The organism is Streptomyces sp. NPDC005533 (assembly GCF_042871845.1).
Lineage (GTDB): Bacteria > Actinomycetota > Actinomycetes > Streptomycetales > Streptomycetaceae > Streptomyces.
The window spans coordinates 19,974-30,765 of sequence record NZ_JBIAJH010000059.1 but is presented as its reverse complement, the minus strand read 5'-3'; the positions used below and the strand labels follow the sequence as shown (position 1 = coordinate 30,765).

The following is a 10,792-nucleotide window of genomic DNA, read 5'->3' as shown; positions in this document are numbered from 1 at the left end:
GCTGCACTGGTACAACTACCACCGACCCCACACCGGCATCGCAGGCCAAACCCCAGCCAGCCGCGCCACCAACCTCTCCGGACAACACACCTAGGGCCGCAGCTCCTGCGTGCAGCACTTCACGCTGCCGCCGCCCTTGAGCAGTTCGCCCAGGTCCATCGGGATCGGCTCGAAGCCCCGGTCCCGTAGCGGTGCCAGCAGACCGGTGGCCGCCTGCGGGAGCAGGACGTGCCGGCCGTCGGACACCGCGTTCAGGCCGAGGGCGGCCGCGTCCCGGCCGTCCGCGATCAGGGCGTCCGGGAAGAGGCGTCTGAGCACGCCCTGGCTGCCGGGCGAGAAGGCGTCCGGGTAGTACATGATCTCGTCGCCGTCGAGGACGCTGAGCGCCGTGTCCAGGTGGTAGTAGCGCGGGTCCACCAGGTCGAGGCCGATGACGGGCCGGCCGAAGAACTCCTGCGCCTCGTCGTGCGAGAGCGGGCTGGAGCGGAAGCCCCGGCCGGCCAGGATGTAGGTGGCCGTGACCGCGAAGTCGCCCTCGCCCTCGTTGACGTGGGACGGCTCGTGGACGTCCTGGTAGCCGTGGTTGCGGAACCAGTCGAGGTGGATCTCGGCCTCGGCGGCCCGTTCCGGGTAGGCGAACCGGGCGCCGAGCACCCGGCCGTCCACGACCAGGGCCCCGTTCGCCGCGAACACCATGTCGGGCAGCCCGGGATCGGGTACGAGGGTCTCGACGGTGTGGCCGAGGGCGCGGTAGCGGTCCCTCAGGTCTTCCCACTGGGCGTGTGCGAGGGGCAGGTCCACCGGTTTCGTGGGATCCATCCACGGATTGATGGAGTACGTGACCTTGAAGTGTGCGGGTGGGCACATCAGGTAGCGCCGGGGTGTGGCGTCTCTGCGCAAAGAAGGCTCCTCACGACTTTCACGACTCGGGACGAGTACGGAAGAGAATCGTCTCTCCTCCCGCTGGACGACACAGTGAACTGACCGGGTGGTTTACGCAACCATAGGAAGACGAGACGTCTCGCATTGATAGGTTCGGGCCATGACCAAGTCCCCTGACGCCAGCCGCCGCAGCGACCGCTCCCGGCGCGCCATCCTCGACGCCGCGCTCGCCCTGGTCGGGGAGGTCGGCTACAACAAGCTGACCGTCGAGGCCATCGCCGCCCGCGCGGGCGTCGGCAAGCAGACCATCTACCGCTGGTGGCCGTCGAAGGCCGCCGTGCTCCTCGACGCCTCGCTCGCCCTCGCCGGCGACGCGGAGACGGAGGGCCAGTGGACCGGCTTCCCCGACACCGGGGACCTCGCCGCCGACCTGAAGTACGTACTGCGCGCCACCGTCGACGAGTTCAACAACGAGAAGTACGAGGCCCCCGCGCGCGCCCTGACGGCCGCCGGAGCCACCGACCCCGAGCTCGGCGCCCGCTTCACCGAGCAGCTGCTGGAGCCGCAGCTGGCCCTGTACGAGGCCCGGTTGCACACGGCCCGGGAGGCGGGCCAGCTCGCGCCGGACACCGACCTGCGGCTGACGGTGGAGATGCTGCTCGGGCCGCTGACGTACCGCTGGCTGCTGCGCACCGCGCCCCTGACGCACGCTTACACGGACGCGCTCGTGGACCGGGTGCTGGGCGGGGTGGCCAACGTCACCGCCCGCTAGCCGGCCGGTGACCGGCGACCACCCGGGAAGTTTCGTCCTGGTCCTACCGATATACAGAGTTTTGTCGGTCACTCATGCGCGGCCCCCGGTCGTCAAGAGCGGTCACCCGGGGCGCAGGATGGTGGGACGATGTGAAGGTCCGCCGGGGATACGGTGAGGTGAGGGGATAGATGGGGTCTGAGTCCGGCCGCGTCCGACGCGGCGAGCAGAGCAGGATCTCCCAGTGGCTGCGCCGGCGCCGGAAACCCACCGCCGAGGACCCCGCACGCGAGCGCGAGGCGCTCCTCCTGGCCGTCGCCGCCGCCGGTCTGCCGCTCGCCCCCGCCGCCCATCCCGCCGGCTACCGATGTTCGTGCGACCGCGTCGGCTGTCCGACGCCCGCACGGCACCCGATCTCCTTCGCCTGGCAGACCCAGTCGACCACCGACCGCGCCCAGGTCGAACGCTGGGCGCGCAACCAGCCCCAGGCCAACTTCATCACCGCGACCGGCATGGTCCACGACGTGCTCGACGTCCCGCTGGAAGCCGGCGCCGCGGCCCTGGCCCGCCTGCTGGAGGCCGGGATCGAGGTCGGCCCCGTGGCCGAGTCCGGCGGCACCGGCGAGCAGGCCCGCATGCTGTTCTTCACCGCCACCCGCGGCACCCCCGAGGACGAGGACGAGTGGTGGCCGTGCGAACTGGACTGCCACCCCGAGACGATGGACGAGCACCCGGGGCTGCGCTGGCACTGCCGCGGCAGCTACGTCCTGGTCCCGCCGGCGGCCCTCCCCGGTGACCTGTCGGTGACGTGGCTGCGCGGCATGCAGCACCCCCTGCCGGATCCGCTGACGCTGCTGGAAACCCTGACGGACGCCTGCGCCGCGTACGCGGGTACCGCGAAGCTGACCCCGGCCGCGGTCGCCTGGCCCCTGGGCCACTAGGCCGGGCCCCGGCGCGGGGGTCAGTGGATCTGTGTGACCACCACGTCGAGGGACCAGGCCTTGCCCGGCTTCGCGGGGGCCTCGGCCTCGACCGCGTAGTCCAGGTCCCGCAGGGCCGTGACCAGCTCGGCGGGGGACGCGGGGGCGGAGCCCGCGAGCAGCAGGTCACGCACCAGGCGACCCTTCGTCGCCTTGTTGAAGTGGCTCACCACCGACCGCTTCTCCACGCCGTCCACGACCTGCGCGTGCAGCACCCGCACGGTCGCCGTGCGCCCCGCCACCTCGCCCTTCGGCTTCCACGCGGCCGCGTACGCCGAGGACCGCAGGTCCAGGACCAGCCCCTCGCCGGCAGCCTCGGGCATGACGGTGGCCATCGGCTCGCGCCAGTACGCGCCGAGCGCGCCCAGCCCCGGCAGCTTCACGCCCATCGAGCAGCGGTACGAGGGGATCCGGTCGGTGATCCGCACCGCGCCCCACAGCCCCGAGAACACGAGCAGCGCGTCCTGCGCGCGTGCCCGCGCCGCCGCGGGCAGGTCGGCCAGGCCCAGCGCGTCGTACAGCACGCCCGTGTAGATCTCCCCCGCCGGCCGGGCCACCGCCGAGCGCAGCTCCGCGTTCTTCGCGACCTCGCCCCGCAGGCCCTCGCTCAGCCCCAGTACCTCGCGCGCCTTGAGCTCGTCGCCCGCGCACAGCTCGACCAGTTCCTCCAGGACCGCCGCACGGGCCGGGGCCAGGCCGGGCAGCGACAGCGACTCCGGCTTCAGCGGTGCGCCGGAGCCGCCGGCGGCCTTTCCTTCGGACGGCGGCAGCAGCACGAGCACGGTGGTTCTCCTTCAATACGACACGGCGCAGGGGATGCGGCCCCCCGGCCAGGGTAGACGGCTCGCCGTGCCGTCCGGGCCGCCCGACCATAGGCTCGGTCCATGCCACGCCGTCAGATGCACATGACCGGCGCAGACGGGGCTGCCCTGCGGGCCGCGCTGCGTGAACTGCGGACGGAGCTGGGAGTGCCCGCGCACTTCCCCGCGGCGGTCCTCGCCGAGGCCGAGGAGGCGGCCGCGCACCCGCGCCTGCCCGACCTGGACAGCACCGACATCCCCCTGTTCACCATCGACCCGCCGACCTCCATCGATCTCGACCAGGCCATGCACCTGGCGAAACGCTCCGGCGGCGGCTACCGCGTCCACTACGCCATCGCCGACGTCGCCGCCTTCGTCACCCCCGGCGGCCCGCTCGACGCGGAGGCCCACCGGCGCGTCACCACCCTCTACTTCCCCGACGAGCGGATCCCGCTGCATCCGCCCGTGCTCTCGGAGGACGCGGCCAGCCTGCTGCCCGACCGCACCCGCCCCGCGCTGCTGTGGCGCTTCGACCTGGATCCGGACGGCCGGGTGGAGACGGCCGACGTGCACCGCGCCCTCGTCCGCAGCCGCGCCAAGCTCGACTACGACGGCGTCCAGAAGGCCATCGACACCGGCACGGCCGAGGAGCCGCTCGCGCTGCTCGCGGACATCGGCCGGCTCCGCGAGGCCCTGGAACAGGAACGCGGCGGCATCTCGCTCAACGTGCCCGAGCAGGAGATCGTCGAGCACGACGGCACGTACTCCCTGGCCTATCGGGCCCCGCGCCCCGCGGACGGCTGGAACGCGCAGATCTCCCTGATGACCGGCATGGCCGCCGCCGATCTGATGCTGGCCACCGGCACGGGCATCCTGCGGACGCTGCCCAGCGCCCCGGACGGCGCCGTGGGCAGGCTCCGGCGGGCCGCGAAGGCCCTGCGGATCGAGTGGCCGCACCACGTCCCGTACGCCGAACTCGTGCGCTCCCTCGATCCGCACCGCCCCGCCCACGCCGCCTTCCTCCAGGAGTGCACGGCCCTGCTGCGCGGCGCGGGCTACACCGTGTTCACCGGCGGCGAGACCCCCGACCCGGCGATCCACTCGGCGGTGGCGGCCCCGTACGCCCACTGCACCGCGCCGCTGCGCCGGCTCGCCGACCGCTACGCCGGCGAGCTGTGCGTGGCGGCGGCCGCCGGGGCGGAGCCCCCGCAGTGGGCGGTCGCCGCGCTGGAGGCGCTCCCCCGGGAGATGGCGGAGGGCATCCGGCTGGCGAACACGGTCGAGCGGGAGTCCGTGGACCTCGTCGAGGCGGCCCTGCTCAAGGACCGCGTCGGCGAGACCTTCGAGGGCACGGTCATCGACGTCAACGACCACGAGCCGCTCGTCGGCACGGTCCACCTGGAGGACCCGGCGGTCGTCGGACGCGTCGAGTCCGACACGCTGGCGCTGCCGCTGGGCGACCGCATCCGGGTCCGGCTGAAGGAGGCCGACCCGGGCACGTCGAAGATCCTCTTCGCGCCGGCCTAGGGAGCGGGCTGCCGGCGCAGGGCGGTGACCAGCGCGCGCGGGTCGTCGGCGTGGAAGCGTACGGTCCGCGCCTCGGCGGTGGCGCCGAGCGGGCGGGTGAACCGGAGCGGCCGGTTCAGCTCCAGGGTCACCGTGGTCTGGCTGCCGACGATCAGGTCGAGCACCCCGTCCTGCGACAGCGTGACCAGCCGGCCCTCGGGGTAGCGGCGCTCCACCCGTACCGAGGCCACCGCGTCCGCCGGCACGGCCAGGTCGAAGAGGGCTCCGTAGCGGATCAGCAGGGACCCGTCCGGGCGGACCACGTGCGGCCGCGTGACGCAGGCGGCGTGCAGGGCGAGCACGATCAGGATCCCGTACAGGTCGAGCGCGAGGACCACCCGGTGGACCGCCGGCCAGGGGATGAGGAGGGCCAGGGCCACCGTCTCGACCACCGACACGAAGAGCAGTCCGTACATCATGGCCGTCTGCGGTCCCGTGTACGCGACGGAGAGATCGCCCGGGCGGACCCCGTGCCGCCCGCGCACGGTCCACCTCCCGAGGGCGGCGAGGGCGTGCAGCTCGTGCCGCAGCAGCCGCCGCACCCGGAGCGGCACCACGGCGCGGACGGCCTCCCGCCAGGCCTCCCCGCGCCCGGCGCCGCGGGCCCGCCCGGCGGCGTAGAGGCCGTACAGCACCCAGGACTCCAGCAGCAGCACGGCGACGAGGAGCACCTCGGTGGCGGCGAGCACCCGGCCCGGCACGCGCATCCCGGACGCCGCGCACACCACGAGCGCCAGCTCGGCCGGGACCGCGGCGGTGACGGCGATCCGCGCCGCCCGTATGCGGGTCATCCCCGCCCCCTCTCGACGAAGGCCTCCATGACGCGGCGGACGACCTCCGCCTGCGCGGGCGCGTACTCGGCGAGCAGCGCCTCCTTGAACCCGGCCACGACCGCCCCGTCGGCGGGGATCGCCGCGAACACCTCGTCGGGTACGGACGCCACGAGGTCCGCCGCCAGCGGCGGGATCCGCGGATCGTCCACGGACGCGTCGGCCAGCGCGTCGAGGCGCTCGTACAGGGCGAGCACGGCGGGATCGGCGGCGAGCGGCCCGAGGGCGGCGTAGACCTCCTGGCCGCCCGCGCCCGCCGCGTCGAGGAGGATCAGGTGCTCGCGGTCCTTGGCCGCGGTCGGGGAGTCCGTCGCGGGCGCCTTCGCGAGCAGTTCGGCGAGCGCGGGCGACATCGGCTCGCCCTCCCCCGGCCCGGCGGCGAGCAGCACCGCGAGCCGCCGGCGGCGCTCCGCGAGCGCGGCCTCCTGCCGCGCCAGGTCGGCGTCGAGCTCTGCGAGTACGTCGGCCAGTTCGCGCCCGGCGTCGTCCGCGAGCACGTCGCGCACCTCGTCGAGGCTCAGCCCGAGCTCGGTGAGGCGGCGTACGCGGGCGAGCAGGACGGCGTCGCGGACGCTGTAGGCCCGGTATCCTCCCCCAGCTACCGCTGGGAGGTGCCCCCGGGCGCCCGCGCCGGCTCCGGGAGCAGCCCGACGTGGTGGTAGTGCCGGATCGCCCGGGGGGTGACCCCGACGACCGCGGCGATCTCTCCGATCCGCATGAGCCCAGTAGAAACCCTGCCGTTGCGTCAAGGTCAAGCGTGGGCCATCGCCCCGGGTAACATGTCCACCACGGCAGACGAGTCGGCCGGGCGGCCGCGTCGGGATCCTCGGATCCCGCCGAGGAACGTCCGGGCTCCACAGGGCAGGGTGGTGGGTAACGCCCACCCGGGGTGACCCGCGGGACAGTGCCACAGAAAACAGACCGCCGGGGACCTCGGTCCCCGGTAAGGGTGAAACGGTGGTGTAAGAGACCACCAGCGCCTGAGGTGACTCAGGCGGCTAGGTAAACCCCACCCGGAGCAAGGTCAAGAGGATCCGTCTCCGGACGGGTCTGCGCGAACGCTTGAGGGCTGCCCGCCCGAGTTCGCGGGTAGACCGCACGAGGCCGGTGGCAACACCGGTCCTAGATGGATGGCCGTCTCCCCGGCGACCGCGAGGTCACCGGGCGACAGAACCCGGCGTACAGGCCGGCTCGTCTGCCACCTCCGCCCCGAACCGCTTTCCCGGTCCGGGGCGGCGCCGTATCACCACGGCCGGCGCTCCGCCCCGCGCGCGGCGCAGCCCAGAGCCGTGCGGCTCAGAGCCCGGGGCTCCGCCCCGCACCCCGCGCCTCAAACGCCGGCGGGGCTGGATTTGTGCGGCGCAGCCCAGAGCCGTACGGCTCAAAGATCGGGGCTCCGCCCCGGACCCCGCTCCTCAAACGCCGGAGGGGCTGAATTGGCGCGGCGAAGCTGAATATGGGGGTCCGGCTGGATGGTGCGTCGGCACCGGGTAGCAGGCGGGTCGGTTGGGGTGGGGGTGGGTGGGTGTCGGGGTGATCCCCGCAGGGTGCCGAACGCACTGCCGCCGAGGTGTCCGACCTCTCGTCACGTTCGGCGCCCGAGGAGACGCCCCGGCGCGCGCCCGCCCCCACCACAACCGACCCCCACCCCGCCGACCCCGCCCAAGCGGCGCAGCCAACCCGCCGGGGCTACCGCAAGTGCGACGTGTCGTTCAGGAGGCGGACCGAGGCGTTGCCGTCGGCGTAGTAGGCGACGGCCGAGAGGGAGGCCGCCGAGAGTTCCATGCGGAACAGCGCTTCGGGCGGGGCGCCCAGCGCGAGGCGGACCAGGATCTTGACCGGGGTCACGTGGGTGACGAGCAGGACCGTACGGCCCGGGTGCGCGGCGAGCAGTCGGTCGCGCGTGGCCGAGATCCGGCGGGTGGCGGCCGTGAAGCTCTCGCCGCCGCCCGAGGGGGCCGCGCGCGGGGAGTCCAGCCAGGCCTGGAGGTCGTCCGGGAAGCGTTCCTGCACCTCGGCGAAGGTCAGGCCCTCCCAGGCACCGAAGTCCACCTCGCGCAGACCGTCCTCGACCGTCACGGTCAGGCCGAGGCGGTCGGCGACCGCCTGCGCGGTCTCGCGGCAGCGGCGCAGCGGCGAGGTGACGACCGTCTGGACGGTGCCGCGGGCGGCCAGTGCCTCGGCCACGGCGGCGGCCTGGCGGCGGCCGGCCGGGGACAGCTCGGGGTCGGATCCCCCGCTGCCGGAGAAGCGCTTCTGCGGGGTGAGCGCGGTCTCCCCGTGCCGCAGCAGTACGAAGGTGGCCGGGGCGCCCATGTCGGGACCCCAACCGGTCCCGGGCGTCGGGGCCGTGCCCGTCACCTGGGCGGGGGCGGGGGCGCGGCCCGGACCCGTGTCGGCCGCGGGGCCCCGGCCGGGCGCGAGCACCGCGGCTTCCCCGAACAGCGCGCCGGCGCCCGCGCCGGCGCCACCCGCCTCGGCACCACCCGCACGCGCGCCGGAGCCAGAGGCGGACGCCAGGGCCGCGCGAACCGCCGCCGCGCCCTTCGCCGCATCCCCCGGGGGGCCCGCCGGAGGGGCCGCCAGGCTCCGCGCCGCCGAGGCGTCCAGCGCGGCCGTGGAGTCGGACGGCTCCCACTGCCTGCCGCGCTTGCCCGCGTCCATCGCCTCGTTGGCGAGCCGGTCCGCGTGCTTGTTCTGCTCGCGCGGGATCCACTCGTACGTGATCTGGGCGCGCGGAAGGATCTTCGCCGCCTCTGCCGCCAGGGGCTTCATGTCCGGGTGTTTGATCTTCCAGCGGCCCGACATCTGCTCGACGACGAGCTTGGAGTCCATTCGCACCAGGACCTGCGCGTCCGGCGCGAGCTCGCGCGCCGCCCTGAGCCCGGCGATCAGGCCCTTGTACTCGGCCACGTTGTTCGTCGCGACGCCGATGTACTCCGCGCGCTCGGCCAGCGTCTCGCCCGTCGCCGGGTCGAGGACGACGGCGCCGTAGCCAGCGGGCCCCGGGTTGCCCCGGGACCCTCCGTCCGCCTCCACGACGAACCCGACGGGCTTCGGCATCAGATGCCCGAGTCCGCCGTACGGACCAGGATGCGGCCGCAGTTCTCGTGGCGTACGACCTGGTCGCGGGCCGCGGCCTTGATCTCGTTCACCTCGGCCATGTCGAGCTCCAGCCGGCAGCCCTCGCAGCGGCGCTGGTACAGGCGCGCGGCGCCGACCCCGCCCTGCTTGACGCGGATCTTCTCGTACAGGGCCATCAGGTCGGTCGGCATGGACGTGACGATGACCTCGCGGTCCTTGGTGACCTTCGCGACCTCGGCGTCGATCTCGGCGGTGGCCGCGTCCCGGCGCTGGGTGGCGTCCGCCACCTTGGCCTCCAGGGCGGAGACGCGCTCGGTGAGCTCGGTGACGCGCTCCGTCGCGGACTCCAGGCGCTCCATGACCTCCAGGACCACGTCTTCCAGGTCGCCCTGGCGCTTGGCGAGGGAGACGACCTCGCTCTGCAGGTTCGCCAGGTCCCGGGCCGAGATGCCGACGCCGGAGTCCAGTCGCTGCTGGTCGCGGACGGCGCGCTGGCGCACCTGGTCGACGTCCTGCTCGGCCTTGGTCTGCTCGCGCGCGGTGTCGCTAGCCTGGGTCTGGGCGGCGACGAGCAGGTCGCGCTGCTGCGTCAGGTCCTTGGTGAGCGAGTCGAGCTCGGCGTGCTCGGGCAGCGACTTGCGCTTGTGGGCGAGCTGAGACAGCCGGACGTCCAGCGCCTGGACGTCGAGAAGTCGGATCTGGTCGGCGGGCTCGGCGTTCAGTTGGGGGCTCCAGGGATAGAAGGGTGTGCGACGGACGGCGCGTGCGCCGTCCAGGGGTCGGTGACCGTGCGCGAGACGTGGGTGCGCAGGCCCCAGCCGTTGCGCTCGGAGATCGCGTCGAGCTGCGCGGCGGCCTGCTCGCACCAGGGCCACTCGGTGGCCCAGTGGGCGGCGTCGACGAGGGCGAGCGGGCTCTGCCCGCGGGCCTCGGACACCGGGTGGTGGCGCAGGTCGGCGGTCAGGAAGGCGTCCACGCCCGCGGCCCTGACCTGCTCGAAGAGGCTGTCGCCGGAGCCTCCGCTGACGGCGACGGTACGGATGAGGGCGTCCGGGTCGCCCGCGAAGCGGATGCCCTGCGCGGTCTGCGGCAGCCAGGCGGCGGCGCGGGCCGCGAACTCGCGCAGAGTTTCGGGGTGGTCGAGTTCGCAGAGCCGGCCGAGGCCGCGGCGGCCCTCGGGGTCGGTCGGGTCGGGCACCAGCGGGCCGGTGATCCGCAGGTCGAGCGCGCCGGCGAGGGCGTCGGAGACGCCCGGGTCGGCGGTGTCGGCGTTGGTGTGGGCGACGTGCAGCGCGATGTCGTTCTTGATCAGCGTGTGCACGACGCGGCCCTTGAAGGTGCCGGCTTCGACGGTGGTGGTGCCGCGCAGGTAGAGGGGGTGGTGGGTGACGACGAGGTCGGCGCCGAGCTTGACCGCCTCGTCGACGATCTCCTGTACGGGGTCCACGGCGAACAGCACCCGGGAGACCTCGGCATCGGGGTCGCCGCAGACGGTGCCGACGGCATCCCACTGCTCGGCCCGCGAGGGGGGCCAGAGAGCGTCCAGCGCGGCGATGACTTCAGAGAGACGGGGCACGGGCCAAGGCTACCGTCCCCGTCACCACGACCTGCCCGGACCGCTTGACCGGGAAGCCGCGCAGGTCGTCACCGCGCTTCTGCGCCTTGGCCCGGCCTCGTTGAGGAGGTGGTCCTCCTTCCACCGGAGGCCGCTGCGGACGGCGCAGACGGTCGAGCCGGTGAGGCATACCGACTGCGCCCACCCGAAACGCGCCTATATCGCACAGCACAATCGCCTCGTCCACCACAAACGAATCGCCACCCGGACACCCGTATGTGTGAAGCCGCCTGGGTCGTGTTGTTCGGCGGGAAGCCCGAAAACTAGCTTCCCCTCCGGAGGTG

The 10,792-nt window shown here is 73.7% G+C and carries 10 protein-coding genes, 1 other RNA gene and 1 pseudogene; 4 read left to right on the top strand and 8 right to left on the bottom strand.

What is annotated here, in order from left to right:
• Window positions 1-90: 90 nt before the first annotated feature.
• Window positions 91-945 (bottom strand): annotated as a pseudogene (gene ddaH, locus ACFYP3_RS33900) (dimethylargininase); the annotation flags it as partial.
• A 97-nt stretch (window positions 946-1,042) separates the two neighbouring features.
• On the opposite strand from ddaH, the gene ACFYP3_RS33895 reads away from it, so the two are divergent.
• Together ACFYP3_RS33895 and ACFYP3_RS33890 are read left to right on the top strand one after the other, a co-directional pair.
• The gene (locus tag ACFYP3_RS33895; RefSeq protein ID WP_388841228.1) at window positions 1,043-1,654 is read left to right on the top strand and encodes a TetR/AcrR family transcriptional regulator; all 612 of its coding nucleotides are present in this window, start codon (window positions 1,043-1,045) and stop codon (window positions 1,652-1,654) included.
• A gap of 170 nt (window positions 1,655-1,824) precedes the next feature.
• The gene (locus ACFYP3_RS33890; RefSeq protein WP_388841225.1) at window positions 1,825-2,574 is read left to right on the top strand and encodes a bifunctional DNA primase/polymerase; all 750 of its coding nucleotides are present in this window, start codon (window positions 1,825-1,827) and stop codon (window positions 2,572-2,574) included.
• A 20-nt stretch (window positions 2,575-2,594) separates the two neighbouring features.
• Here ACFYP3_RS33890 and yaaA read toward each other — a convergent pair whose 3' ends face one another.
• Entirely contained in the window at window positions 2,595-3,395 is an 801-nt protein-coding gene (gene yaaA, locus ACFYP3_RS33885) for a peroxide stress protein YaaA (RefSeq protein WP_388841223.1), read from the bottom strand.
• A 102-nt stretch (window positions 3,396-3,497) separates the two neighbouring features.
• Here yaaA and ACFYP3_RS33880 point away from each other — a divergent pair, with 102 nt between their 5' ends.
• A complete protein-coding gene (locus tag ACFYP3_RS33880) occupies window positions 3,498-4,940 on the top strand; it encodes an RNB domain-containing ribonuclease (protein ID WP_388841220.1) in 1,443 nt (480 codons plus the stop codon).
• Here the strand turns inward: ACFYP3_RS33880 and ACFYP3_RS33875 are convergent.
• From ACFYP3_RS33875 to ACFYP3_RS33865, 3 genes are all read right to left on the bottom strand, one after another.
• Window positions 4,937-5,770 (bottom strand): hypothetical protein, encoded by an 834-nt coding sequence (locus ACFYP3_RS33875; RefSeq protein WP_388841217.1) that lies wholly within the window; start codon window positions 5,768-5,770, stop codon window positions 4,937-4,939. The two genes, ACFYP3_RS33880 and ACFYP3_RS33875, sit on opposite strands and share 4 nt — an antisense overlap.
• A complete protein-coding gene (locus ACFYP3_RS33870) occupies window positions 5,767-6,315 on the bottom strand; it encodes a MerR family transcriptional regulator (protein WP_388841239.1) in 549 nt (182 codons plus the stop codon). The genes ACFYP3_RS33875 and ACFYP3_RS33870 overlap by 4 nt, the downstream gene beginning before the upstream one ends.
• A 92-nt stretch (window positions 6,316-6,407) precedes the next feature.
• Entirely contained in the window at window positions 6,408-6,527 is a 120-nt protein-coding gene (locus ACFYP3_RS33865; RefSeq protein ID WP_388841236.1) for a MerR family DNA-binding transcriptional regulator, read from the bottom strand.
• A 78-nt stretch (window positions 6,528-6,605) separates the two neighbouring features.
• On the opposite strand from ACFYP3_RS33865, the gene rnpB reads away from it, so the two are divergent.
• An RNA gene (rnpB, locus tag ACFYP3_RS33860) (RNase P RNA component class A) lies at window positions 6,606-7,007 on the top strand.
• Between the two features lie 491 nt (window positions 7,008-7,498).
• On the opposite strand, the gene ACFYP3_RS33855 is transcribed toward rnpB, so the two are convergent.
• Genes ACFYP3_RS33855 through ACFYP3_RS33845 form a run of 3 tightly spaced genes read right to left on the bottom strand, consistent with a single transcriptional unit; the run spans window position 7,499 to window position 10,469 of the window.
• Window positions 7,499-8,872, bottom strand: a complete 1,374-nt coding sequence (locus ACFYP3_RS33855) for a bifunctional RNase H/acid phosphatase (protein WP_388841213.1) — start codon at window positions 8,870-8,872, stop codon at window positions 7,499-7,501.
• Entirely contained in the window at window positions 8,872-9,615 is a 744-nt protein-coding gene (locus tag ACFYP3_RS33850; RefSeq protein ID WP_388841233.1) for a zinc ribbon domain-containing protein, read from the bottom strand. The genes ACFYP3_RS33855 and ACFYP3_RS33850 overlap by 1 nt, the downstream gene beginning before the upstream one ends.
• The gene (locus tag ACFYP3_RS33845; RefSeq protein WP_388841210.1) at window positions 9,612-10,469 is read right to left on the bottom strand and encodes a Nif3-like dinuclear metal center hexameric protein; all 858 of its coding nucleotides are present in this window, start codon (window positions 10,467-10,469) and stop codon (window positions 9,612-9,614) included. The genes ACFYP3_RS33850 and ACFYP3_RS33845 overlap by 4 nt, the downstream gene beginning before the upstream one ends.
• Window positions 10,470-10,792 lie beyond the last annotated feature (323 nt).

Coding starts and splice junctions, on each gene's coding strand:
- ACFYP3_RS33855 (WP_388841213.1), bottom strand. CDS start 8,872: ATGCCGAAGCCCGTCGGGTTCGTCGTGGAGGCGGACGGAGGGTCCCGG.
- ACFYP3_RS33865 (WP_388841236.1), bottom strand. CDS start 6,527: ATGCGGATCGGAGAGATCGCCGCGGTCGTCGGGGTCACCCCCCGGGCG.
- ACFYP3_RS33875 (WP_388841217.1), bottom strand. CDS start 5,770: ATGACCCGCATACGGGCGGCGCGGATCGCCGTCACCGCCGCGGTCCCG.
- ACFYP3_RS33880 (WP_388841220.1), top strand. CDS start 3,498: ATGCCACGCCGTCAGATGCACATGACCGGCGCAGACGGGGCTGCCCTG.
- ACFYP3_RS33895 (WP_388841228.1), top strand. CDS start 1,043: ATGACCAAGTCCCCTGACGCCAGCCGCCGCAGCGACCGCTCCCGGCGC.
- ACFYP3_RS33890 (WP_388841225.1), top strand. CDS start 1,825: ATGGGGTCTGAGTCCGGCCGCGTCCGACGCGGCGAGCAGAGCAGGATC.